This is a genomic window from Pseudoalteromonas sp. ATL1, from assembly GCF_058933015.1.
Genome location: NZ_JBZYXL010000001.1, coordinates 1,419,768 through 1,445,068 on the forward strand (window position 1 = coordinate 1,419,768; position 25,301 = coordinate 1,445,068).

The window sequence follows — 25,301 nt, forward strand, 5'->3', positions numbered from 1 at the left end:
ACGTGTGATGTTATCTGTCTAAGTTCATCACTTTGGTCCAAGCTTTGACAAAGTCATCTACAAACTTCTGCTTTGATGTATCGAAGGCGTAGACTTCTGCGACTGCGCGTAACTCTGAATTTGAGCCAAACACTAAATCAACGGAAGTAGCGGTCCACTTTGGTTCACCGGATTGACGATCAAAGCCATCATAAACCCCTTCTTTTGCTGACTTTTTCCACACCGTTGACATATCCATTAAGTTGACGAAAAAGTCATTGTTAAGGGTACCTGGGTTGTTGGTGAGTACGCCATGTTTTGCGCCTTGGTAGTTGGCATCTAGGGCACGCATACCGCCAATCAGCACGGTCATTTCAGGTACACTCAAGTTCAGTTGATCCGCTTTATCAACCAGCATCTGAGTTGGAGATTTATAGCTGCTGGCTTTATCAAAGTAATTTCTAAATGCATCGGCATGCAGTTCTAATAAATTGAATGCATTCACATCGGTTTGTGTTTGTGTGGCGTCACCACGACCCGGTGTGAAAGGCACTTGAATATTAAACCCAGCATCTGCAGCAGCCTTTTCAATCGCCGCCGCACCGCCTAGTACTATTAAATCAGCTAAAGACACTTGGCTTTTGTTAAAAAAGCCACTGTTAAAATCTTCTTGAATTGCTTTTAATGTCGTGAGTACTTTATCCGCTTCCTCAGGGTTATTGATGGCCCAATCCTTTTGCGGCGCTAAGGCAAGGCGTGCGCCGTTTGCGCCACCACGCATATCAGAAGCGCGGTAACTTGCCGCTGATGCCCATGCTACGCGAACCAGCTCGGACACACTCATGCCCGAGTCTAATATCTTCGTTTTTAACGACTGTACATCGTCAGAATCAATGTTAGATGTGGTGCTCGGATCAATAGGATCTTGCCAGATCAATATCTCGTTCGGCACCTCTTTACCTAAAAAGTTTCTCGCCGGTCCCATGTCTCTGTGCGTGAGTTTGTACCATGCTTTGGCAAATGCAAGGCGATATGCTTCTGGATCGGCTAAAAAGCGCTCGGCAATTTTACGATATTCGGGGTCGTATTTAAGTGCCAAATCGGCGGTGGTCATCACTGGCGCATGAAACTTACCCTCAACATGTGCATCGGGTACCGCATTTTTGAGCGATTCATCCGTCGGGATCCATTGAACTGCGCCTGCTGGGCTTCTCGTTTGTTGCCATTCAAAGTTCAGTAGGTTACTGAGGTACAAAGAAGTCCATTTGGTGGGAGCTTGTGTCCAAGCGCCCTCTAAACCACTGGTTACAGTATCTTCAGAATGACCTTTTCCACATTTGTTTTTCCAGCCTAAACCTTGTGCTTCGATGGCGGCTGCGCCAGGCTCTTTACCAACGCAGTCTGCAGGTTTATGCGCGCCATGCATTTTGCCAAAGGTATGGCCACCAGCGATCAGCGCCAGTGTTTCTTCATCGTTCATTGCCATGCGAGAAAATGCAACACGAATATTTTTAGCTGAACCTAGTGGATCTGGCACGCCTCTAGGGCCTTCAGGGTTTACATAAATTAGACCCATGTGTGTCGCGCCCAGAGGGCGTTGTAACTTACCTCCTTTTTCATGACGATCGCTGGCGAGCATCGCCACTTCAGGACCCCAATAAAGAAGATCAGGCTCCCAGTCGTCGGCACGACCGCCGGCAAATCCAAACGTTTTAAAACCCATATTTTCAAGTGCCACATTACCCGCTAGTACCATTAAATCAGCCCAAGATAATGCTTCACCATATTTTTGCTTCACAGGCCAAAGTAGGCGACATGCTTTGTCTAAATTGCCGTTGTCAGGCCAGCTATTGAGCGGGTCGAATCGCTGTTGACCGCCATCAGCGCCGCCTCGGCCATCAAGGGTACGATAAGTCCCCGCACTATGCCATGTCATGCGAATAAAAAACGGACCATAGTTGCCATAGTCTGCGGGCCACCAGTCTTGGGATTGAGTGAGTAACGCGTTAATATCTAGCTTTACCTTATCTAGATCAAGAGCTTGGAAAGCTTTTGCGTAGTCAAAATCAGCACCGTAGGGGTTTGAACGGGTATCGTGATCACGCAAAGGTGACAGGTTGAGTTGATCGGGCCACCAAAACTGATTGCTTTTCGCTTCGCCCATTTGCGTCATGCCGCTGCCCATGGCGCCTTTGGGTTTGCTGATTTGGGCTTTCTCGTGGGTGTCAGCAAACGCTGTAGTCGTAAATAACAATAGGCTGATAGCACTAGTTAGCACGTGCTTTTTGTGACTATGCGTACTCATCGTATAGATCCTTAACTTGTGTAAGCGGTTTTAAAACCAAGCACACTGGCTGTATATTTACCTATAAATACAACAAATGTCTTGTAAATGAATTGTTTAAGAGTATAGAGGTGCTGATTGACGCTTGTTGGGAATTAAAACGATTGCAGCCATCGATAAACTCGATAGATTTATGAGCATAAATAGCGCTTTACAGAAGTTGCAAAAAGCACTTATGAATGATGTGATTAGTGTGGCAGTTCAACTTGAACGTTACTGCTAAGCAACGTATTAAATTCCTCAAAAGACATGGGTTTGTAAAATAAATAGCCTTGTATTTTGTAGCATCCTAGATATTTAAGTGTGCTGAGCTGTGTTTTGGTTTCTACGCCTTCGGTGATCACATCAAACCCTAAAAAGTTGGCAAGGCTTGTGATGGTGTGAATAAGGATTGGACTGTTTTCGTCTACTTCAAGCTTATCAACAAAAACTTTATCTATTTTCAAACAGTTGATTGGTAAATCAAGCAATTGATTGAAGCAGGTATAACCGATACCAAAATCGTCGATGGCAATTTTAAAGCCGATATTGCCCAGTTCAGCGAGTATCTCTTTAACATGCGTTTCGTTTTTCATGATCGAGGTTTCGGTGATCTCTAACAGAATGTGGCGAGGGTTAATGGCGTATTTGCGCAGCTCGGTGGTGATGAAATCTAAAAACTCAGGATGGCACAGCTGCCCGTTAGAAATGTTAATGGAAACATATTTGAGTCGCCCAGACTCAATGTGATGAGAAATGCCTTTAAGTTGCGCAAAGGTATGACTGAGCACCCACTGTCCAATAATGTTAATAAGCCCAATGGACTCAGCTATGGGAATAAATACGGCGGGGGAGATAGGTCCTTTTGCAGTTGTACAACGTAATAGCGCTTCGCCAGCAATCACTTTTTTGGAGGACAAGTCAACGATGGGTTGGATAACCATGGAAAAATTTTGGTTATTAATTGCTTCACGAAGTTCATAGGCAATATCAAATTTGCTTTTCATTTCCTTATCAAGTTGGGGGTTATACGCCAAAATTGCATCGCGACCCTTTTCTTTCGCTTCATACATGGCGGTATCAGCTTTGCGCACAAGTGTGTTTGCCGCTTCTGTTGCGCCATGACCCAATGAGTAGCCAATGCTACAACTGAGATAAATAATTTGCCCCATCACTTCGAAAGGCTCTTTCAAGCATTGATTGATTTTGTATGCGAGCATTTGTACTTGCTCAGCGTCTTCCACGTTGTCACATAAAATCACAAACTCATCGCCACCGAAGCGAGATAAGGTATTACCGGGATTAATGGTATTGAGCAGTCGACTTGCTGCCGAGACTAACAGCATGTCACCAAAGTCATGACCAAAAATATCGTTAACCGATTTAAAGTGGTCTAAGTCAATAAACAGCAAGGCCACCTTGGCATTTGTCACGGTTGAACGTCTTAAAGCTGCAGAAAGTCTGCGATGAAATAACGACCTGTTGGGTAAATGAGTTAATGTATCGTGGTTTGCTTGCCACTCTAATTGCTCTTGTTGTGCCTTTTGGTCAGAGATATCGACTATGGTGACTGTGAGTAGACTTTTTTCACCAGAGTTAGTTTTGGCAATTGAAGCCGTTGCTGGAAATTCTGATCCGTCTTTTCGATAGCCAGAGATTTCTTGTCGTGACCCCATTTTTCTTTGTACATCTTTGGACTGTAAAAACTGAGAAAAATACAGTTCATGCTTTTCTCGATAGCGGGGTGGAATCAAGTGCACGATGTGTAAGCCAATTAGCTCTTCAATGGGATAGCCAAATAATAGGGTGGCGGATTCATTGGCAACCAGTATGTGCCCTGTTTCATCGGTTGCTAAAACGGCAACATCGGCTTGTGCCAGCACTTGTTCGGTCAGTTGTGGTATGAAATCCCCCTTTGACTCATAAATGGCTATGTCAATGCTCTCCTTACCCGACAAAGGCATTACCTTAACGCGAAATTGTAAATCATCATTCGAGTTGGCAACGAGATATAGCGGCTCTTTGTTGGAGATATGATTCGTTAATTCTGCTAGATTACTGGCTAAACTCTTAAAAATATAATCAGGGAGTTCTTGGATCGGCTCTTGATGCTTCAAACATTCTACAAAGTATTCTGCTGGGTACATTTGTACAAGCTTCCAGCTAGCGACATTCAATTTGGGATTATCAGAAACAACAAAATGGTCGATTTCTGATTTTTCAAAGTGATGTTTGTATCGAGGGGGAATAATGGGGGCAATTTGCCCAAATGATTGAATGATTTCAAACTCACCATGGTCATTGCAGCGACTGAGGTAGCTATTTATATGCGCATGATGGGTAGTCGCATCCATTTTGACTCGCCCCTGAGGGCTTTGTACTGCAATGTTTTCAAGTGCGTGTATGAGCGCTTCTGGCTCCACACTTTGTGCTTGGTTTACGGCTTTGGCAAACGCTTTGACACAGACATAGGTGCCTTCACCAAAGTTGGTAAGTCCGCCGTTGCCATTGGGTAATAAACCATCCACAGTATTCAAACGTTGCAATCTATTTAAGTAGAACTGATTTTCAGCGGTTGGCACCGTCATAAAGTAACTGTTACTGGAATAAAAACTACTTTTTATACTATTGGGCATCGCGGAGGCCATCACTTCATCAAAATGACCCATGACCACCGCTATTCTGTCTTTCAGCCCCATTTCAGCGAATTGTGTTAACAGGTTGATTTGATCAACCCCCGCAAAGTAAGGCACAAATACATCTGCGCCGGATGTATAAAGGCGATAAAGCATGGAGCGAAAATCAGTGTTGCCTTGGGGTAAATACTCTTCTCCGACGATTTCACCACAGATTTTATTTAAAGCATGTTTTGCCGCATCGATAGAGCCTCTGGGCCATTCATAATTCGCGCCAGCGAAGAAAAACTTCATGCCATGGCGCTCGGCCATATATGGCACCATTTTGTCTATTTGTTGGTTTGGTAATGCAGCGAATGAAAAAAAGTAGCGGCCTTTAATTGAACCTTCATAAAATGAAAAATTGAGATAAGGAATTTTTTCAACTTCAGCAACATCTAAATTAACGGCAATACGAGAACTTGAAAGTAAGTTGCCAATAATGGCATGACAGTTGTGTTCATGGACTAGGCTTTTGGCTGCTGGTACTGCGGTTTGAGGGATGCTGCCATCATCAACAATAACGAGTTTGAGCGGTCTTCCCAATACACCGCCAGTTTCGTTAATTTCGTCACAAGCTATCCGTGCTGCGTTCGATATTTCTTCCCCGTAAAGTGCAACTACACCACTGAGAGGAGCAAGCAGGCCTATGGTGATGTCTTCCTGTGATCCCATTATTTTCAGCAACCTTTTTTTGAGCTTTAAACTGTTCAGTGTTAAGCGTAGTCAGAAGTTCTAACTCTGACAAAGAAGTTGTAAATCGTGGTTTTATGCCACTAAATCAAAGACAGAGTCAAGCGCGAGACATGTTTGGTGAGCGGTATAACGCATTGTCGGAGTAATCGCTTGGGTTTAATGCTTTGCTAAGGCCTTAAGTGCGGTTTAAGGCCTTTTTGTAGGTGAAAGTTGATTAGCCTATTTCAAATGAGGTGACACCAAAAATACGAGTCAGCGGCAAATCTGGTTGTTCACCCGTATACATTCGGGCAGTTTCAAAGGAAGGTTGCATGTTGTAACGCTGAGCGAGTGATACCGCATCTGGGTTCACTGCTGGCACATCGAGGAAAACGGCTTCGTTCGGTGGCACTTTTGAGGTTAAAGCCAAGAATAAAGACTCGGCAAACTCATTAGTGTCGGCAAACAGAGGTCCAATTTTGTATCCCGAGCGACATGGGCGTATCATGCCATATCCAGCCAATCTTCCTTCATGCAAAATCCCCAAAGCATGGCTGTTTGGTTGCGCTAGCCATTGCTGTAAAAAGTGAGGGCGATTTGCAGGGAAAAAATCGGATTCGTAATGACTTAATTGCTCAAACGGGAGTTCAGACAACGGTACGATATTTGGGTTGATTGGCGCGGCTCCGCCGCCAACTCCCTCGTACCTTATATTGCTATAAGCGAGCTTAAAACCCGACTTTTTATAGTTATCTTGTTGCGCCACAACGCCATCTAGGCCAACATTACACCCTTTCAGATATTCAAGCCCTGCTTGCCAAATTTGCCAACCATAGCCTTGGCCACGGTACTGCGGCTTAACGATATAAAAGCCTAAAAAACCAAAGTGTTCGTTGTATTTCACCACGGAAATAGAGGCAATGGGCTCATCATCCAAATACCCCATCAAAAAGCCATTGGGATCTGCGGCATAATAACAGTGGGCATCGTTGAGTCCTGGGTTCCAACCTTCTTGTGCTGCCCACTCAACCGCTATATCTAGTTCTGCTTTGCTCATGGTTTTAATGGAGAATTGTTTGTTTTGCATATTCTGTCCTTACGAGGCCAACTTGAGGGCGTCTGTGCATACTAGCAAGCTTAGTTGTTGGTGCAAGCTTCTAATCATGCTCACTTGGCAGGAATTGAATGGTTTTGGCTTTAAAATCAATCACTGCTGGGGCTGTTTTTCCCCACCAATCACAATCGTTGTAGCAGTAATTATCAATTGCAAGTTGATCCTTGTTAAGTTGCTTCATGCCTTGTAATGGGTAGAAACCTTTAGACGATTGTTGAGCAGCATAAACTTGATGCCATTGTTGCCCAAGTTTTACAAAGGTGTAGGCAAATTTAGAATATAAAGGACGGTTGATACTTGTTACTTGAACAAAATGAAATTGCGTGGTTTCAATATGATTGACCGTAAAATGAGGCGCCATTTTGATCAGTAAAGACTCAAACTCTGATTGCTCTTGTTCGTTGATTAAGTTTAATTTGGGAAGCGTTAAGGTATGCAATGACGTGCCTATGACTTCAAAATTTTGGTTTAAATTAATATCGGTATCTGGCAAGTATTTTGCGAGCGTCTCTTCCAGTGCGTAGTTGGCTTGCAGTTGAGCAACATCACATTGGCAAAATGAAATGTTAGTGTGCGATGTATTGGGCCAACTTTGCGTATCGCTTTTATCGCACATCAGAGAATAGCTATTCGGCGAAGGAATATCCTCGAACTCGCTATTTGCTTCAATCGGCAGTGGGTAAGTATCAAACCCCTCATCGGTATGAATATAAACTTCAGAGGTTGGAAGTCCGGTACCAGGATCGTAGGTAAAGCCCTCAAAGGCGAGTTGGTGTGAACCTTTTAGTTGGCATATACGTGTTAATTGAGTGTCGTTGCCTAATAGACTTACCTGATGCGCTCCGTAAGAGAGTGTTAGTTTTGTGTAATCTTGCATATCGCTATTTAGCGACAGAGAATAATCATGTGCCAATTTATTTGACGATAAAACAAGTGCTTTATCTACACTTTTTTGATTTTCGTTCTGAGACTCAGAGGGGGCAACCTCTTTGTAACTCGCTTTATAATGTGGTTGTGTATCAAAACAGCCAGTTAGGCATAGTAAAGTTATTAACAACACAGATGAAGATTTGACGAACATATCACGTTTACTCACGTTGAAAAGCGGTTATTTATCAAAGTAACTCCATCGTACTATAAGCGAACGTGTTTTACCTCGTCGCATTGAATCGCAAAGTAAATTGCGCGCCTTTGAGTGTTGTACATTCCCCCACACGCACTTCACCATTGAGCCATGTAACGATGCGATCAACAAAGGCCAAGCCTATACCGTAACCTTGATGTGTTTGCTTATCCAATCTAACAAATGGTTTGAAGATATTTTCTTGCTCATTAATAGGGATACCAGGGCCATCGTCACTGATCGTCACTATCACTTGTTGTGACTTACAGGCTACGTCGATCATAACCTGTTGTTTGCAGTACTTCAGCGCGTTACTAACCAGATTATTGATACACATGGTGAGGTAGTGCTCGTCGCCTTGCACAAGCGCTGGAGATTCAGAACAATGCACTTTGAAGTGTGAATTTGCCAGCTTATGCTCAATGGTTTGCACAATGTGGTTTAGATCAACCATTGTTTTTTTGGTGCTCTCTAGCATGTATTGTAATCTTGCAAATGAGAGCAGCTGATTGACTAAATCTTCCATGGTGTCTAAGTTGGCATTCACGCGTTGTTCGTACTCGGCTCTAAGTGTGTCATCTTGGGTTTCAACTAACGTATCCAAGCCCATTCTTACTCTTGCAAGTGGGGTACGCAGCTCATGAGATAGGCCACTGGCGAGCAGCTTGATGTCATTCACCAGCGCTTCGATGCGTGCCGCCATGGCATTAAAATCGGTTTCAAGTGCTTTGAGGTACCAAACGGAACCAACCGCGACGCGCTGTGATAAATCGCCTTTACCCAGCTTTGCCGTGGCGACACTCAGTCGCCTTAGTCGCAAAATAAATGGCGCTAAAAACAACAAGATCAACAGCATGAGTGCCAAGTAAAAGCTAATGGTCATCAACAGGTTAGTAGACTCGTTAAACGCTTCTTTTGGCGTGCTAAGTAGCAAAACTTGGTCGTTGGGCAGTAATGCGTAGGCTTGCAAGGAGTGTTGTGTTTCAAGCACCAGAGTTGCTTTTACTTTTAACTGTGATATTAACGCTTGAGGAAGCGGATAGTCTGCCAAGGTATGCACTTCAAATTCATAGTTGGGCAATTGTTGCTGCGATTGTTTTATAAAAGCTTGTTGCTGATCAGAGTTTAACAGCTGTAATGCGGTTTGTGCTAACAGGGCTTGTGATGCGAGTGATTGTTGTTGGCTTATATCTTGGTTTTCTTGCGATGCTTCATTGAACGTGTCGAAAAGTTTGCCAAGACCAATACTGCCAAATAGGGTGAAGATGAGTAAAGCAACAACAAAACGCCACATCACCACACTTCACTCACAAGCAGGTAACCTTTACCCCAAATGGTTTTGATTTTATAGGGCTCCGTGCCACTATCGCCGAGCTTTTTACGCAGTCGTGAAATACGCAAATCAATGGAGCGGTCAAAACCGTCGTATTCAAAACCGCGTAAGGCTTGGGTGAGTTCTTCGCGGCTAACCACGGTGCCAGATTTACATGCCAACAGCCAAAGTGCATCAAACTCGTTGCTAGAGAGGTTAATAGACTCATTAGCGAGACTCACTTCTCTGGTTGCTTGGTTGAGCGCTAAACTCCCTAACTCAATGAGAGATGCACTCTTATGTTTATCAATTGGTTGACTACGTCTAAGCAAAGCTTTTATGCGGGTTTCTAATAAACGACCCCGAACAGGTTTGGTGAGGTAATCATCGGCCCCCATTTCTAGACCCAAAATTTCGTCGATTTCTTCGTCTCGTGCGGTGAGCATTAAAATGGGAATGTTAGAGTGTTGACGCAGTTGTTTACATACTTCTAGTCCATCTAATGAAGGCAACATGCCATCAAGTACGACTAACTCTACATCACTTGTCTTCAAGGCATTCAGGGCTTGTTGCCCATCATGGTAAACAACAACATCATATTGCTTTGTGCTGAGGTAATCACAGATCCATTGAGCAAGCTCTAAGTCGTCTTCAACTAACGCCAACTTTGTCATTTTTTAGTCCTTAAAACATTCGCCAACGAACTGTTTTACTGATCCGATTTTTATATAACCAAGCGTATTTGATAGAGGTGCTCTGCAGTATCTTGTCACCTTCAAGTAAAGTAATGGATACAGGGTTATTGATAACCAATTCTTGTTCAAATTGACCTTGGTTTTGGTCATGCCAACATTGTAATGGTTGTTGGGCCATGGCGAGACAAAAGTCACCTTTAGTCGGGGTTTGCCACGATACCTTGAGATTGACATAACAGTCTTGACCCTTTTCTAAAGTGGTACATTGTTTTGGAGAAACATGTAGCTGTACCAGCGAGTTTTGTATTTCGTTGGCTTGCGCACTATGTGCACCAAGTAGTAGAGCGGTTAAAAATGCACTCTGTAGAGTAAGTGATTGAATGAATGTCATAGCTTACTCCTTAAAATACATAGCTAATGGATAGGCTAGAACTGGCAGCGTAGTCATTCAAATTGCTGTGATTTTTTAGGATGGTTTTGGTTTTAGTGCTATCCAAAATTGATTGGGCATATTGGGTATATGAAATATTGCCCTCGAACAGCCAGTTTTCAGCAAACGGTTTTCTAAAGCCCATTTTGTAGGTCAGGTTGGTGCCACCACTTGCTTCATAGGGGTCAAAATAGGCTGAGCCCTCCGGCACCCCGTAATAATAATCCAGCATGTTGGCGTTACGGTATTGCGCACCGAATGAGCCATAAAAGTTCCAGTTTTTGTACTGCCAATCTTTAGAGAGCCATAAAGATGCATATAGGCCATTTTTATATGTATCGGTATCTGCGTTGGGCGCAATAATGGCTTGCATGTTTAAACCGGCAATTTCACCAGATGCTCTTAAGCCAAGATAACGTGTGCTTTTTTTCCAGCCCAGTGCGCCATGGGCTGTCGACCACAACAAATCGAACTCCCAATCAGGGGTATTGAATAGGTTGTATCCAAGAGCAAAATTCGAATCAAACTCGTTTAATTTTCCTGGGGCCTCCACAAATAAGCCATTTTCAAAATAGTATGCACCATTTAGCGATAGTGAAAGGGTGTCATATTCTTTATAAAGACTGGCTCCCTCGGTAATCGAAAATTCAGCAGCCAGATAACCGCCACCTTGACGTTTGGCAAAATAATCAAACTCGTCATTTGTAGTGTCATCAGCATAAACAGAGACAGCACCTAACGAAGTGCAAATATATAAAAGTACAGATTTTAATTTCATAGCAATTTCTAGTTATTGGTTTATTTGCTAACAGCTTAGAAAGTTCTGGCGCAGGATACTGTACCGAGAATTTGCAACTTGTATCAAAGTGTATCGTACCACAAAACGAACCAGAGAAATAATGTGAAACGCATAGGTGATAATAGATAACGATACATTTTGATACATAGTGGTAGTATGGCTTACAACTATCAAGCCTGTTAACGCGTACAGTTTTCCCCAATGGCATCAATGATGAATAAAAGGAAAACAAATGAAAACGAAGTCAATATTACTTATGGCACCATTATTACTGTCAGTTGTACTGAGTGGCTGCGGTGGGAGTTTAAAAGCGAGCCCGAAAATTCCAGCAAAAACGCCTGAGCCAGTTAAAACACAGAACCCTGCGTTTGATTTTCAGCAATTACTTGAAGATACCGTCAAAACCGAAGTACCGGGGGTTGTGCTTTATATCAGCTCACCCACAGTGAACTTTTACGGTGCGGCAGGGGTTGCTGATAAACAAAGCAACACGCCAATGCAAGTGGATACCGTGATCCCCAATGGCAGTGCAGGTAAAAAACTCACCGCACTACTAGCCGCTACATTACATGAAGAAGGACGTTTAGATTTAGATGCCCCTATTTCAGACTACTTATCCGCAGAATTACTATCACATATTGAATACAGCAAGCGAATGACAACAAGGCAACTGCTTGCACACACCAGTGGCGTATTCGACTACCTGGAAGATAATAACGGTGAGTTTTATTTTGCTGTGTTAAATGAACCAAATAAGCAGATCACAGATGTTTTTGCACTGCAGTATGCGCTTGATAAGCCGGCTCACTTTAAACCTGGCGAAGGATGGAGATACTCAAATACGGGTTACATTCTCGCTGGGTTAGTCTTGGACTCTGTGCTTGGTGAGCATCATTCAATAGCGCTCCGTGATTATGTATTGGATCCACTAGGTTTGACATCAATGAGTTATGGTGCAGTAGAGCAGCCTTTAGGAGATATTGCATCCGGGTATTTCTTGATGGATGGAGCGCTTGAAAATACCTTGTCATTGTACAGTCATATTGGCGTTGCAGATGCGCCTATCGTCGGCAATGCAAAAGATATGGCTGAACTATTGCGCATGATTGTTGAAGGCGATGGCGTGAGTGAGCAAGTTCGCGAACACCTTATTGGCGAAGCCCATCTGGTCGATATGCAACAACCAAACAAACGCTATGGGATGGGCGTTATCGCTGAAAAATCAACAAATCAAACTGTGTATTATCATGGGGGAGATGAGCTAGGTTATGCGACGCGTGACTACTATTTTCCAAAATCGAAAACGGCCATTACGATGCTCTTTAATTGCAATTTGTATGAGCCGTGTGAAAAGGATTTTGACAAAATGCTCGATAAAGTGTTGTCACATTTTTTATAACAATAGTAAGAAATTTAAAAGCTTATATGTTATTTTGCACAAGCTAGCTTAGCTACACGCTAGCCTGTTTTTTTGAAAAAATAACCTATAGGGAAGTAAATGAATCGCTGGATTAACCTTTTTTTATTGCCACTGTTCACTTTATTCTGTTCATGTGTACAGGCAAACAACACAAACATTGATAAGGCAGCTTTTACAATACCCAGAAGTCATATCGTGGAGTTGCAAGACAGCCAAACACAGCATGTTTATCCGCTTTTCATTAAATTACCGCGCAGCTATCAAACAAACCCAACCAAGCGTTATCCTGTTATTTATTTAACTGACGCTTGGTATAGTTTTCAAATTGTATCCGGTGCAACACGTTTCCCAATGAATACCGGTAAAATGGCCGAAGCCATTATTGTAGGTGTGTCGTACTCTCAAGGGTCAAAAGGCAGTGAAAGCCGAGTGAGAGATTATACTCCGTACAAAGCAAACGACTGGAAGTTAGAAACAGGGCAAGCAAAGCAGCACCTGCGCTTTTTAGAGCAGCAAGTGTTTACCTATATGGATAAAAACTTTAGAACACTGCCTTCGCAGCGTACTTTTGTGGGTAACTCGTTAGGAGGGCTGTTTGGGGCTTATATTTTTGCCATAAAACCGAGTTTATTTAGTAGCTACGTGTTGGGCAGTCCATCCCTTTGGTATCAAAATAAAGCCATTTTAAATGACGTTGAAAAGCTCAGTATTAAGGGAGTAACGGGTCATACCAAGGTTTTTATTGCAGTTGGCGCACAAGAAACTAAAGCTAACATGGATAATGACATGGTGGGGGATGCGCAAGCTTTTTATGAGCTGCTACAGGGTAAGAAAATAAGCACTCTAGAAGCAAAATTACGGGTGATCCCAGAGGCAAATCATGAAACGGCATTCCCAACAACAGCCATACAAGGTTTGTATTGGATTTATAAAAATAATCAATAAGAAGTACAAGATGAAAAACAGCTCACTTATTTTTGGCTTACTTGGCGCGATGGCGTCATTTAACACTTTAGCTGCCACTATCCTCGATGCCATACCTGAGTCTGTATCGGCAAATGAGAAATTTGTTTTTTATTCCCATGGCTACATTGTGGAAGGAGATAACCCAAAGCCCGTGGAAACAAAAAATGGTTGGGGAGAGTATGATTTTCCTGCCGTAAAACAAGCGTTGGCAGATGACAGTTATACGCTAATCGCACACCATCGGGCTAAAAACACAGACCCTTTTGACTATGCTTATGAGCTAAATAAGCAAGTACGCACTTTGGTTAAAAAGGGCGTTAAACCAGAGCATATCACTTTGGTTGGATTCTCTCGCGGAGCATTTATTACCGGGCTGACTTCAGATAAATTATCTGATTTAGGCGTCAATACGGTGATTCTAGCAGGCTGCGGGCGCCTCGTTTGGAAAAAGCATACGGACATTAAAGTTTACGGTCATGTGCTGTCGATATACGAAAAGTCAGACAACGCGAAAAGCTGCGCGGCACTTGATAAAAAAAGTACGCAAACGTCTTCATTCGAAGAGATTGAAATCAATACAGGCCTCTCACATGGCGCGTTTTATCGCCCTTTAAAAGACTGGGTTGAGCCAGTGAAAGTATGGATAAAAACGCATTCAAATTAACGCGCGTTAGAGGTTTAAAGTTGGCATGGCAATGGGCCATGCCAACATCGATTAAGCCGTTTGTTTTTGCAACGGCTTTTGCACCTTGCTGAAAGTGTTGGGCGCTTTTATGCCAAATAGCCCACACAAAAGCGTGCTACGTTTGATAACTTCAAAGCTAAGTACACATGTGCTGATAGTGAGTATAATCACAATGGATGCCTCAATCGCGGGGTGTAGTTGCTGCGCCTTTAAAAACCAGGCAATCACGATGATCAAAGTTTGATGCAGCATGTAATACGGTAAAATGGCACGATTGGTATAACTAAAGATCTTACTTGGTTTGTTCAGGTAAAATCCCGCCATGCCGACCATAGAAAAAATCCATAGCCAGTGGTTGGTACTATGTACAACAGCATAAAATAGCTTTATGAAATCGTTGGAATCATAAAGGTTGGCGAGTGTTGACCAGATTCCATGGCGGTCGGCGATAATAAACGCATAACAGAGCAAGGCGATAGCGAGTATCGTTCTATGATGGGTGATCACACCCTGCCACCAGCTTTTTTGGAGTGCGAACATATAGCCGACGATAAACACTAAAAAGTACTTACCATGGTTATACCAATCATTGATGAGATCGTGCGTGGTAGGAAACGAAGTACGCAACAGCCACCAGACTAAGATAAGCATGGCAATACACGTTGCGATCATCGTTGGCAGCGGCACTTTAGCTACTGCTGTGAATTGTGCAACACGGCTAAGCAGCGGTTTGATCGCAATGGTCATGATGCAATATACCCAGACATAAGGTAAAAACCACAGGTGATTCCAAGTCAATAAGCCAATTGGACCGTGATGATCTCTAAGCAAATGGGTATTTGGGTTGATATACGCGAGCCAAAATTGCCAAAAGCCCGGCTCAATGAGGTTTTGACTGAGCGCCTCAAAATAAACTTGCGGGCTGACAATCACAAACATGCCAAACAGTAGCGGGATGAACAAACGCACGGTTTTGAGTTTAATGAGTGTGAGCGCGGTCAATTTATGCGCTGTTAACGCGAGCGCTAATCCTGAGATAAAAAATAGCAAAGACATGCGCCAAGGGTTGGTGAGTATCATCACATCTTGTAGCCATTCATAGGTGGTGGCGCTTTTTATATGCCAACCCCAGTCGGCGACATAATACATTGCGGTGTGATATAAAATAAGTACAGCAAATGCTAAAACGCGAAGTGCATCGATGTCGTAGCGTCGTTCATTGTGCATGCTCGTGACCTTGAATTAGAGTTTAATCGTGCGCAAAGCTTGGCAAATAACCCCCCCTTAAAATATAGCTAAGTGAATGATTGGTAGGCTTTTAGTGATAAGCGGTGGAATAGAGGGATAAACAAAGTGGAACTGAACCAGATTGATAAACATAAAGGCATAGTTATCTATGCAGCCGTCGCTTTATACCTGTTTATCAATAACGGAATTAACGCGCTATCTGTTTGGAGCGAACATACTCGTTCAGGTGAACCCAGTATTCAAATGTGGGAACCTTTTGCATGGGAATACACCAGTGCGGTGAGTTTTTTTATGATCGCGCCGCTCATGTTTGCCTTTTTTAAACGTGTACCACTTTGCTTTAATCACATAAAAAAACAACTGGTTTTGCATGTGTTGGCCAGTTTTGTGTTTACAGCGTTACATATCGGGTTAATGGTGGGTTTGCGAGAGGTGATCTATTTTCTGGCACAAAGCGATTACAACTTTGGCCCGTTCCCGAGAGAGTTTTGGTATGAGTACCGTAAAGATGCTTGGGGGTATGTGCTTTGGCTGGTGGTGTTTAATGTGGTCAGCGCTGGATATGCGAGGTTAAAAGGAGAGGCCAGCGAAATTGCGTTGAGCGAGGATGATGCGCAAAGTAATCAATCAGTACAAAAAGCACCAGAGCACTTTTTAGTGAAAAAGCTTGATAAAGAATTCCTGATTAAGGTGGCCGATATTGAATGGCTCGAGTCGGCGGGCAATTATGTCAATTTACATAGCCAAGGGCGTATTTACCCACTCAGGGCAACGCTTGGACAGCTCAGTGCACGTTTAGCTGAACAAGGGTTTAGCCGCGTTCATCGTAGTTACGCCATCAATCACCACGTCATTGATAATATCAGCTATCAACCCAGTGGTGATGGTGAAATTACCTTGAAAACAGGTAAAACACTCAGCTTATCTCGCCGTTATAAAGACGAGTTTAAAAAGCGCTTAAGTTGATATACTTCAGCTTAAGCGCTTGGTACGTGGTGGGCGCTTTTGTTTTAGGCAAGGAGCTGAATAAAATCGTCATTTGCCATCACGGGATGAAATTCGGTAATGGAATAGACTACGAGGCCGCTTTGAATAAACGGATCGCCATTGAGTACCTGTCTTAGCTCATCTTCATATGCATGCTGCGATAGAAGTATGCCACCTGTTCTTGGCTCTTTTCGCCCACCAAACATCAGTTTTTTATTTTTATATTGTGTCGCTAGGTAATCGCGATGCTGCTGGGTTAATTCTGGCGTGATTTTTTCTACATCCATAAATGTCATATCAACCAAAAACATAGTTTTCTCCTTTTGCTTATTTATGTATAGTGCTACTTAATTAGTAGCATGATGTGGCGGTACTTTACCGCTACTTTTTTAGAAGCGCAAGAGTTATGTCAACACCTTTACCTAAGAATCCAGTGCGAGGCTCATCCACTGGTGTCGCCATTATGGCTGTTTTTGACCTACTAGGTCGTAAATGGAATATGAGAATTTTATGGGAACTTAATGCGTCTGGACCCTTGAGCTTTAGAGCAATACAGGCCAAATGCGATGGTATGTCACCATCAGTACTCAATACGCGTATAAAACAACTCTCACAGGCTAAGCTGGTGGATAAACATGAAGATGGATACAAGTTAACCGAACTAGGTCGTACCTTAATGATCACACTAGACCCTTTGCGAGATTGGTCAAAACAGTGGGAACAAGCACTCAACGACAATTCATCGTCTAATTAACGGTAAAGTCGACGCTATGTGCCTTACGTGATTTTTTTTCTAGTCGTTTGCGTTCAGCTTTTTTAACGTGCTTGCTGATCCATTTGGTCAGCTTTTTCATGACCTCCGGTGGGAAATCATGACCCATGCCGAGCACAATTTTGAGTTTGGCCTTGCGTATTTGTTGCGCCGTTTTTTGTCCCGCAGAGAGCGGAAAAATTGGATCTGCACCCCCATGGATCACTAAGGTGGGGGCCTTGATTTTGCTGATCAAATGTTCTCGTCCGCCGCCGTGTGTTAATGCAACCAATTGGCGTTTGAAGCCATTTGGATTATGGGCGCGCTCGACATTGAGACGGGCTTGCTGTGTTAAGGCTCGTTCATCCTGTGGAAATTCGGGGCTGCCGATGAGTTGATTGAGTTTAACGAGGTAAGCAACAGCAGCCTCTTGGGAACTGGCTGTAGATTGTAAGCGCATCAGTTTAAACATCAGCTTTAAATTACCGGGAGATAAACCTGGGGGTGAAGACGAGGACATAATAGAAGTTAGACTGAGTACCTTTTTTTTATATTGTGCAGCGAGCCGCTGAGCTATCATGCCACCCATCGATGCGCCGACAAGATGTGCCTTTTTGATTTTGAGTGCCGCCATCAGCGCCAGCACGTCGTTACCCATATCATCAAGCGTGTAAGGAACGGTACCTGGCAGTTTTAAGCGTCTTTTTAGCCAAGTTGTTACGAGGCTTGGCTTACCATGGTGATCAAGCTGGCTAGATAAGCCCGTATCTCTGTTATCAAAGCGAATGACGCGAAAACCTTTATCCACTAAGCCATAATAAAATGAATCAGGCCAAACGGTCATTTGTGCGCCTAACCCCATAATTAAAATGATTGCAGGTGCTTGGGGAGCGCCTTCATCTTGATAGTTAATTGTAATGCCATCTTTTGTTTGGATCGTGGGCATAATAACGCGAGTCTTTGCCAGTTTCTCATCGTAGCAATAAGTATAGTCATGGCTGTGTGTAAGTTTGATAACAAGGCTTAAAAAGTCTTTGATATTTAGCGTTAAAAAACGATAGAAATTGCTTGCGTGTGACATTCCCTATCTACATAATGGCGCACCACCACTTGGTGGTAAATTGAACAGTTAATAGGACGCAATAAATGAGTAAAAAACGCATGGCACACGCACACCAGCGTGGCGAGATCAAAGACAATGCGCTAAAAGCGTTAGTCACAAGCCCCCTGTTTAAAACGAAAGTTGAAAAGGCGAGAAAAGGTAAGGGGAGTTTTAAACGTAACGCAAAACATAAAGGCCAAGAGCCTTACCTTAAGGCAGCATAAGCGCGCTTTAAGATAAGGTTTTTTTGCACTATGCTGCCACGGCTAGCTTGGTCGTAGTTGATTTGCCTGAAAAGTACTTTAATGACAGTAATGCGGCCATAAAGCTTAAGCTAAACAAAGCGCTAAATGTCATTCCGCCTATAGTAACCACGGCTAAACCGCGATAAATTTCAGCCCCTTCACCGGGGTTGAGCATCAAAGGTAGCATGCCAAAGATACTGGTACCCGTACTCATGTATATCGCACGCTTACGGCTGCTTAGCGCATCACTAATCGCGTCTCGCTGAGCCATACCCAAATTCATATTCGCTTGAAACTTGTTCGCCAGTAAAATGGCATTGTTGATCACCAAACCCATGAGAATGATAAAACCAATCATAGTGATCATATCGAGGTTTTGTGCATGATCAGGCATGGACGTATAGATAACTTAACGTTAAACTGACTTGCTCATGAAATGAATGTATCTAACTTGTTGAAATTTAAATTAAAAGTTGTATACGGGTAAGTGATTATTAGATTGCCGTTGATTGATACTCATAATTAATGACAAGCGTATGCTGCAAATCACGTTTCTGTTGGTAACAGGGAATGGAGGCTTCAACGCCAAGTTATCACCCAATGGACATTATTTAGCGACTACTTGTTTCCCATTCACTGTTGGCCAACAGCAATTTAGTGAAAGTGCAATGGCCTTAATTTTACTGAGAAAACGATAAATGAATGAATTAGCCACTATTTTTCAACAAGCGGTTAGTGGCTTTCAAGCAATGTCTGCTTGGGAGTATTTGGCTGCAGGGCTCTCGGTCGCATACATGCTGCTCGCGATGAAGCAGAGTGCTTGGTGCTGGGTTGCAGGCGGTATCAGTACTCTAATTTATACTTTGCTGTTTTTTAATGGCGCATTGCTCATGGAGTCATTACTGAATTTGTTTTATCTAGTGATGGCGGTATACGGTTGGTGGCAATGGCGACAAGGGGCTTTATTGGGAGAAAAACTCTCACTGGTTGAGCAAAGTTCATTACCGATAGCGAGCTGGCCGATCAAAAAACATATATGGTTAATTTGCAGCACCTTGGTTATGTCTATCTTAGTTGGCTACATTATGGATAACTATACCTATGCTGATTTTGCTTATTTAGACTCACTCACAACATGCTTTGGTATTGTGACTACCTATTTGCTGACTAAAAAAGTGTTAGAAAACTGGTTATATTGGGTTGTGATCGACGCCGTTTCTATTTACCTTTATGTTAATAAGGGGTACTTTCCAACCGTTGTTTTATTTGTTTTTTACACCGCGCTTGCCGCTGTTAATTTTGTTCAGTGGCGAGCAGCGTTACAGCAACAAACTGTGAGTATGAATAAGTAAAACTGGCTATTTTACAAGGAAATGAACTATGGACCATGTACAGGCGCATCAGTATTTAATCTCTAAACCCGAAGCTACAGTAAGCCAACCTTTTGGTGAAGGGGTCGACGTTTATAAAGTTAAAAATAAGATGTTTGCCACTTTAGCGCTTGGCGATAACATGGGGGGCAGTGATGCCAGTCATTGGCGTATGAATTTGAAGTGCGATCCAGACGAAGCGCAAGCGTTAAGAGATATTTTTCCTTCTGTGCTGCCGGGTTATCACATGAATAAGCGCCTGTGGAATACCGTGTTACTGGATGGTTCTATCCCCCGGGGCGAAATAGAACGTATGATTGATAATTCGTACTTACTCGTTGTGAAAAAAATGCCGAAAAAAGATCAGACTTCGCTTTTGTTGCATTTATCTAGTTAGGTAAGTCTAGTTAGGCCTGTCTAGTTCGATTAGGGTTATTCGCTCCACTGAGCACGACCCACTCTTAAGTCGCTCAGCTATTGCTGAGAAAAGTGTCTAACTTTTTAAACAGTTTGTTCATATCGACTGGCTTACCCAGCCAGTCATCAAAACCTTCTTGTTGATATTGGTTGATGTCATCGCTCATAATGCTCGCGGTCACAACGATAACTGGTGCTGATGCATCAAGTTTTTTGATTGAATGACACGCTTCAATCCCATCCATATTTGGCATATGAATATCCATCAAAACCAAATCAGGCTTATTCTTCACAAACTGTTCTACCGCGATTTGGCCATCCTTTGCATGAATGATTTGCGCCTTGGTTTGTTTGAGCATGGCACAAATTACCAGCCAGTTAATATCGTTATCTTCGGCGACTAGTATTTTCTTGCTGGACAGATCCGGCGCTGAGATATGCTCAGGTTGCTTGCTTGTTCGTTTACTCGTTAAATCTTTTTCTAGCGGTAATATTATTTGAACTTGAGTTCCTACCCCCACGGTACTTTGTATACTAATTGAGCCTTGCATCATCTCAATTAGGTTTTTAGTGATGGTCATACCCAGGCCCGTTCCTCCAAAACTTCTTGTAGTTGAGGTATCTGCTTGTTCAAAACGTTCGAATATGGTTTTAATGCACTTTTTAGTCATGCCTATACCCGTATCTTTCACCTCGATGATGGGCGTTTCTCCCCCGTCTAAGGATTGCAGAGACAGGCCTATCGTCACCTCGCCTTGCTGAGTGAATTTAATGGCATTGGAAACAAGATTAATAAGCACTTGCCGTATGCGAACAGGGTCACCAACCCAATAGTCATATACGTCCTTGTCTATACTGGTTTTTAATCTAATGTGTTTGTTGTCTGCAAGTGGTGTGAAATCTGAAACAACAATATCAATGACTTTTCGAAGAGATAATGGGATAGATTCGAGCTTGAGTTTACCCGCTTCCATTTTCGAAAAGTCGAGTATGTCGTTAATGATGGTCAATAATGAGCGAGCCGAAAATATTGATGCATCCAATAGTGACTTGCTATGAGGTTCACTGATCTGTTGTTCTAATAATTGCAATGAGCCTAAAATGCCATTCATAGGGGTGCGTATTTCATGGCTCATATTGGCTAAAAACTCACTTTTAGCATTACTAGCCTTTTCAGCCTTGCTTTTAGCCTTTTCCAAATGGGCGTGTAAGTTCACCGACTCGGTAATATCTAGAACAATAATCCAAATACTCTCACTGCCAGCGCTTTCTTTTGCATGTACGCCGTGCAGTAACACATCTTTGACTCTGCCTGATGCGGCACTCAGTTGTAATTTTAATTCGCCGAAGGTTTGGTTTATGGCGGTGTCCGCAATGACTTCGTCAAACTTACTGCGATCTTGTTGTGTGATAAAAGATGAGAGCTGTACGTGAGTGAGTTCGGAGTTATTGGCAGTCACTAATTGACAAAACGCCTCATTGGCGAGCTGGAAGTTGCCCTGTTTCGCATCTATTTTTACCACGCCTATCGGTGCCATTTCGATAAATTTGGCAAAGGAAGTGGCTAAAATATCATGCTCTTTCACGACCTTTTGGTTTATCTGTTTAATTTTTAAATTTTTGGCACCAAGTTCTGCGATCATATCCGCCAGTTTCGCTAAAAAGGCGAAATGTGCTTCAATTTCTGACTCAGTGTAAACGGGCACCCGTTTTATTGCATCGAGGTATTTCGCCTCGTCGAAGCCATACTCTAGGGCTCTTTGGCGAAACTCTTCAAGATCGGGTTGTTCAAAGAAAAATTGGCCCGTGAATAGGTTAGCAATATGCTGACCGTCAATGATGACGGGGGTGGCCACATCAACTAAACCATTTTTACAGCGATATACGTTGTATTTGTGTCCTGCGGCGAGTTGACCTGCAAGCGCTGTGTCACTCTCTAAACAATTGGCACAGGTTTTTTTATTCACCCGATGAAACTGAGTACAAGAGTCTTGCCAGTTGGTGGCAATAAGAACGTTGCCGCGCAAATCTAACAAAGCCGTTACCATGCCCGTTGCTTTGGAGTACATGTCTAAAAGCTCGTTTAATTTTGGAATATCGATAAGCTCTTCGACAAAGTAAGTGGGGGTTATCCTTAATTCTGGATCCAAGTAATTAATCATTATGCTTTGTTTTTTGGCAACTAAACCTAGTCAAAATATAGCTCAAAAAGTCCCGTTCGATACATCAAAGTGGCACCGTGAAGGAATTAATATTTTAGGGCGCCTGTTTAGATAGTTATGTTGTATAAACGTTGTTAATAACAGTGGACTCTGCAAAGATAAATTCAGTGGTACCAATGCACCTTAAGCCTAGATGTTGATAAAAGCCATTTGCTTCGTTTTCGCTCCAAGTGACAAGCCAAAATTGTGGACCAAACAGCGCTTTGTTCTCATTCAATAACGCTCGACCAATGCCTTGTCCCATAAAGTTTGGATGGATATAGAGCTTCTCTACTTCGTAACCATTAAGAGGGGTTTGATAATGTGAGTCCAGATTCACTTGGGTGAACCCACACAATGCACCATTTCGCTCGCAAATTAATATCTGTTGATTGGTTGATGCAAGATATTGTAAAAATGCCTTTTCTGAAAAATGTTCACGCGCGTACAAAGAATGTTCAGTATGGATACCTTCTTTAGCATAAGTGTTTAGCCAGACTTGAATACTCAGCATGGCTAAGCTAATGCAATCTTGCGGTTGTGCGGGGCGTATTAGCATAGTGAACGAACAGCTTTTTAAAATCCCATAATGTCGTTTTTTATCTTTTAAAAATACATATAAATCAAATGAATAAAAATTATTTCAAAAAAATCCCTTGAAAATATTTGAGTCGGTCCATAGATAGGAAAGTGAGGACGCCGACAGGGCCTCACCTAATTTAAGTTAATGTTTTATATGCTGTTTATTGGTTTTTAAAAGAGTGAACAGCATTTGTTATTGCTCTATGAGGATACAAATTATGCAAACAGTTGATCTATCTCCACTATATCGTTCTTTCATTGGTTTTGACCATTTAGCGTCACTAATGGATGCCGCTGCGCGCAGCGAAAAACAGCCTAGCTTCCCGCCGTACAATATTGAAGCCTTAGGCAAAGACAAATATCAAATTACCATGGCCGTTGCTGGTTTTTCTGAGCAAGAGTTGTCGCTACATTCAGAAGGCAATGCGTTGACGGTCAAAGGCGAAAAACAAAATAAAGAATCAAGTGAAGATAACAAACAGGCGCGTAAGTTTATCCATCAAGGAATCGCACAGCGCAACTTTGAAAGAAAATTCCAGCTTGGAGATCATGTAAAAGTGGTTGGTGCTGAACTTGAAAATGGGTTACTCCTTATTGATTTAGAACGCGAGATCCCAGAAGCACTGAAGCCACGTAAGATTGAGATTGGTGCGTCAAAATTACTTGAGAGCAAGTAAAAAAGTAAGTCCTTAGTTCATGTTGATTTTTACAAAGCCGCCTCTCTGGGTGGCTTTTTTGTCGTCTATTTTTGTATTTCGTGATTGGGCTAGTTAAGCACTTTAAGCTGCGTTAAATCGGTCACTTTTACAAAAGTTTGAAAATAGTACGTGTCAGTTCTCTCATGTTGGCAATAAAAATCAATTTTCATCTGTTGGGCTTCGCCAGTGACTTCAATCTGTTTGTTTATCAAAAAGTCCTTAGGTTCTTGCCCATACATTTCGATAAATTGGCGTTTAGCTTTAGGTGTTAGTTCGATGGTGATCGCGCGTCTATCTCTATAGTCGAGCTCGGTATTTAGATAAGTGTATCCGCGCCTTTGGCCTATCGCTTTGATAAAAAAGCTGAACTTTCCTTTAACTGCATTAGGCGCTGCGGCTTCAGTTTGTGCGATTAACGTCATTGTCGCGAGCGTGTTAGCGTCTATTTGTGTGTGAGACTGAGGTAACGAGCTGCAGGCACTTAATGTTAGGCTCGCGACTAACGTAAAAACTCTCATTGTTTTTGTCCATAAAAAAGGTAAATGGATTGAGCAATTTAGCATTATTTTATGGGCTTGTCTGAGCTTTTACTCCAATAACCCGCCAATAGTGAGCCACTGACATTATGCCAAATAGAAAATATTGTACCCGCGATGGCACTGGCGGGGGTGAAGAACTTCATCGCTAATGCAACGGCGAGTCCAGAATTTTGCATGCCAACTTCAAATGCGATGGTGCGGCATGTTTTCTCATCCTGCCTGAGTAATTTAGGGACAAGGTATCCCAGTAAGAGTCCAAGGGCATTGTGCAAAATCACAGCAACTAGCACACTCAAGCCCACCGATAATAATTTGTCATGACTCAGCGATACGATAATTGCGATGATCACTGTGATTGCAAACACAGATACTGTTGGTAAGTAATGGCTCACTTTACTAATTTGAGCGGCCATGAAAGTGTTTAATAGCAATCCCAGTCCTACGGGTAACAACACAATTTGCAGTAAGCTTTGTAGCATGGCCATTGTGTCTATATTCACGACTTGTCCTATGAAAAGCGTAGTGAGTAATGGTGTGAACAACACGCCTAACAAGGTGCTGATAGCCGTCATTGAAATAGATAGGGCGACATCGCCTTTAGCCAGGTAGCACATCACATTACTGGCTGTGCCACCAGCAACGGTGCCAACTAAAACCATGCCAATAAGTAACTCCTCATTGAATGACATCAGTTGAGAAAGTCCGAATGCAAGTAGCGGCATAACACTAAACTGAAGCGCTATACCAATTAGAATGGCTGTTTTGTTTTGCAATGCGCGTCGAAAGTCTTTTGCTGACAGCGTTAACCCCATAGACAACATAATGATCATAAGCAAAGGGATAATCGTGCTTTTCAAGGACACGAATAAGCTGGGTATCATCATGGCAACCACGCTTAAAGCGATTGCAAATGCAGGGAAGTATCTAACTATCAAAGACATAATATGGCGTTATTGGGGCAACAA

General features: G+C 42.7%; 25 protein-coding genes. 9 read left to right on the forward strand and 16 right to left on the reverse strand.

The features are described from left to right. Positions 1–10: 10 nt before the first annotated feature. From katG to AC5FX4_RS06345, 8 genes are all read right to left on the reverse strand, one after another. Positions 11–2,284 (reverse strand): catalase/peroxidase HPI, encoded by a 2,274-nt coding sequence (gene katG / locus AC5FX4_RS06310; protein ID WP_493605613.1) that lies wholly within the window; start codon positions 2,282–2,284, stop codon positions 11–13. A 227-nt stretch (positions 2,285–2,511) separates the two neighbouring features. Next, positions 2,512–5,652, reverse strand: coding sequence for an ABC transporter substrate-binding protein (locus tag AC5FX4_RS06315; protein WP_493605614.1), 3,141 nt, complete (start codon positions 5,650–5,652; stop codon positions 2,512–2,514). Positions 5,653–5,887: 235 nt separating this feature from the next. Further along, positions 5,888–6,739 carry a GNAT family N-acetyltransferase gene (locus tag AC5FX4_RS06320; protein ID WP_493605615.1) on the reverse strand — a complete coding sequence of 284 codons (852 nt, stop codon included), beginning with the start codon at positions 6,737–6,739 and terminating at the stop codon, positions 5,888–5,890. 70 nt (positions 6,740–6,809) lie between these two features. Further along, on the reverse strand, positions 6,810–7,862 hold the full coding sequence (locus tag AC5FX4_RS06325) for a hypothetical protein (RefSeq protein ID WP_493605616.1): 1,053 nt from the start codon (positions 7,860–7,862) through the stop codon (positions 6,810–6,812). Between the two features lie 55 nt (positions 7,863–7,917). Further along, on the reverse strand, positions 7,918–9,183 hold the full coding sequence (locus AC5FX4_RS06330) for a sensor histidine kinase (protein WP_493605617.1): 1,266 nt from the start codon (positions 9,181–9,183) through the stop codon (positions 7,918–7,920). Then, the gene (locus tag AC5FX4_RS06335) at positions 9,183–9,875 is read right to left on the reverse strand and encodes a response regulator (RefSeq protein WP_493605618.1); all 693 of its coding nucleotides are present in this window, start codon (positions 9,873–9,875) and stop codon (positions 9,183–9,185) included. Before AC5FX4_RS06335 ends, AC5FX4_RS06330 begins: the two co-directional genes overlap by 1 nt. A 10-nt stretch (positions 9,876–9,885) precedes the next feature. After that, positions 9,886–10,287, reverse strand: a complete 402-nt coding sequence (locus AC5FX4_RS06340; RefSeq protein WP_493605619.1) for a DUF3019 domain-containing protein — start codon at positions 10,285–10,287, stop codon at positions 9,886–9,888. 10 nt (positions 10,288–10,297) lie between these two features. Further along, positions 10,298–11,104, reverse strand: coding sequence for a MipA/OmpV family protein (locus AC5FX4_RS06345; RefSeq protein WP_493605620.1), 807 nt, complete (start codon positions 11,102–11,104; stop codon positions 10,298–10,300). Between the two features lie 253 nt (positions 11,105–11,357). Between AC5FX4_RS06345 and AC5FX4_RS06350 the strand changes: the two genes are divergently transcribed. The 3 genes from AC5FX4_RS06350 (at position 11,358) to AC5FX4_RS06360 (ending at position 14,175) form a co-directional block, all read left to right on the forward strand. After that, on the forward strand, positions 11,358–12,524 hold the full coding sequence (locus AC5FX4_RS06350) for a serine hydrolase domain-containing protein (protein ID WP_493605621.1): 1,167 nt from the start codon (positions 11,358–11,360) through the stop codon (positions 12,522–12,524). Between the two features lie 99 nt (positions 12,525–12,623). Beyond that, a complete protein-coding gene (locus tag AC5FX4_RS06355; protein WP_493605622.1) occupies positions 12,624–13,490 on the forward strand; it encodes an alpha/beta hydrolase in 867 nt (288 codons plus the stop codon). Positions 13,491–13,500: 10 nt separating this feature from the next. Then, the gene (locus AC5FX4_RS06360; RefSeq protein ID WP_493605623.1) at positions 13,501–14,175 is read left to right on the forward strand and encodes an alpha/beta hydrolase; all 675 of its coding nucleotides are present in this window, start codon (positions 13,501–13,503) and stop codon (positions 14,173–14,175) included. 51 nt (positions 14,176–14,226) lie between these two features. Here the strand turns inward: AC5FX4_RS06360 and AC5FX4_RS06365 are convergent, their stop codons facing one another. Further along, positions 14,227–15,423 carry an acyltransferase family protein gene (locus AC5FX4_RS06365; protein ID WP_493605624.1) on the reverse strand — a complete coding sequence of 399 codons (1,197 nt, stop codon included), beginning with the start codon at positions 15,421–15,423 and terminating at the stop codon, positions 14,227–14,229. A gap of 126 nt (positions 15,424–15,549) precedes the next feature. Here AC5FX4_RS06365 and AC5FX4_RS06370 point away from each other — a divergent pair, with 126 nt between their 5' ends. Beyond that, the gene (locus tag AC5FX4_RS06370; RefSeq protein ID WP_493605625.1) at positions 15,550–16,410 is read left to right on the forward strand and encodes a LytR/AlgR family response regulator transcription factor; all 861 of its coding nucleotides are present in this window, start codon (positions 15,550–15,552) and stop codon (positions 16,408–16,410) included. A 44-nt stretch (positions 16,411–16,454) separates the two neighbouring features. Here AC5FX4_RS06370 and AC5FX4_RS06375 read toward each other — a convergent pair whose 3' ends face one another. Further along, a complete protein-coding gene (locus tag AC5FX4_RS06375) occupies positions 16,455–16,742 on the reverse strand; it encodes a YciI family protein (RefSeq protein ID WP_493605626.1) in 288 nt (95 codons plus the stop codon). Between the two features lie 95 nt (positions 16,743–16,837). Here AC5FX4_RS06375 and AC5FX4_RS06380 point away from each other — a divergent pair, with 95 nt between their 5' ends. After that, positions 16,838–17,185 (forward strand): winged helix-turn-helix transcriptional regulator, encoded by a 348-nt coding sequence (locus AC5FX4_RS06380; protein WP_493605627.1) that lies wholly within the window; start codon positions 16,838–16,840, stop codon positions 17,183–17,185. Here the strand turns inward: AC5FX4_RS06380 and AC5FX4_RS06385 are convergent. Further along, the gene (locus AC5FX4_RS06385; RefSeq protein WP_493607787.1) at positions 17,178–18,128 is read right to left on the reverse strand and encodes an alpha/beta fold hydrolase; all 951 of its coding nucleotides are present in this window, start codon (positions 18,126–18,128) and stop codon (positions 17,178–17,180) included. The two genes, AC5FX4_RS06380 and AC5FX4_RS06385, sit on opposite strands and share 8 nt — an antisense overlap. A gap of 200 nt (positions 18,129–18,328) precedes the next feature. Between AC5FX4_RS06385 and AC5FX4_RS06390 the strand changes: the two genes are divergently transcribed. Next, complete coding sequence (locus tag AC5FX4_RS06390; protein WP_493605628.1) at positions 18,329–18,508, forward strand: alternative ribosome-rescue factor A; 180 nt, start codon at positions 18,329–18,331, stop codon at positions 18,506–18,508. Positions 18,509–18,536: 28 nt separating this feature from the next. Here the strand turns inward: AC5FX4_RS06390 and AC5FX4_RS06395 are convergent, their stop codons facing one another. Next, positions 18,537–18,896 (reverse strand): efflux RND transporter permease subunit, encoded by a 360-nt coding sequence (locus AC5FX4_RS06395; RefSeq protein WP_493605629.1) that lies wholly within the window; start codon positions 18,894–18,896, stop codon positions 18,537–18,539. Positions 18,897–19,227: 331 nt separating this feature from the next. Between AC5FX4_RS06395 and pnuC the strand changes: the two genes are divergently transcribed. Together pnuC and AC5FX4_RS06405 are read left to right on the forward strand one after the other, a co-directional pair. Further along, positions 19,228–19,881: a nicotinamide riboside transporter PnuC gene (pnuC, locus tag AC5FX4_RS06400; protein WP_493605630.1), complete on the forward strand. Its 654-nt coding sequence runs from the start codon at positions 19,228–19,230 to the stop codon at positions 19,879–19,881. Positions 19,882–19,909: 28 nt separating this feature from the next. Next, positions 19,910–20,296, forward strand: a complete 387-nt coding sequence (locus tag AC5FX4_RS06405) for an MmcQ/YjbR family DNA-binding protein (RefSeq protein ID WP_493605631.1) — start codon at positions 19,910–19,912, stop codon at positions 20,294–20,296. Between the two features lie 73 nt (positions 20,297–20,369). Here the strand turns inward: AC5FX4_RS06405 and AC5FX4_RS06410 are convergent, their stop codons facing one another. Both AC5FX4_RS06410 and AC5FX4_RS06415 read right to left on the reverse strand, forming a co-directional pair. Further along, the gene (locus AC5FX4_RS06410; RefSeq protein WP_493605632.1) at positions 20,370–22,478 is read right to left on the reverse strand and encodes a PocR ligand-binding domain-containing protein; all 2,109 of its coding nucleotides are present in this window, start codon (positions 22,476–22,478) and stop codon (positions 20,370–20,372) included. Positions 22,479–22,593: 115 nt separating this feature from the next. Further along, the gene (locus AC5FX4_RS06415) at positions 22,594–23,076 is read right to left on the reverse strand and encodes a GNAT family N-acetyltransferase (RefSeq protein ID WP_493605633.1); all 483 of its coding nucleotides are present in this window, start codon (positions 23,074–23,076) and stop codon (positions 22,594–22,596) included. A gap of 241 nt (positions 23,077–23,317) precedes the next feature. Here AC5FX4_RS06415 and AC5FX4_RS06420 point away from each other — a divergent pair, with 241 nt between their 5' ends. Next, complete coding sequence (locus tag AC5FX4_RS06420; protein ID WP_493605634.1) at positions 23,318–23,776, forward strand: Hsp20 family protein; 459 nt, start codon at positions 23,318–23,320, stop codon at positions 23,774–23,776. 89 nt (positions 23,777–23,865) lie between these two features. Here the strand turns inward: AC5FX4_RS06420 and AC5FX4_RS06425 are convergent, their stop codons facing one another. Together AC5FX4_RS06425 and AC5FX4_RS06430 are read right to left on the reverse strand one after the other, a co-directional pair. After that, on the reverse strand, positions 23,866–24,315 hold the full coding sequence (locus AC5FX4_RS06425) for a hypothetical protein (protein ID WP_493605635.1): 450 nt from the start codon (positions 24,313–24,315) through the stop codon (positions 23,866–23,868). Between the two features lie 44 nt (positions 24,316–24,359). Then, a complete protein-coding gene (locus AC5FX4_RS06430) occupies positions 24,360–25,277 on the reverse strand; it encodes a bile acid:sodium symporter family protein (RefSeq protein ID WP_493605636.1) in 918 nt (305 codons plus the stop codon). Positions 25,278–25,301 lie beyond the last annotated feature (24 nt).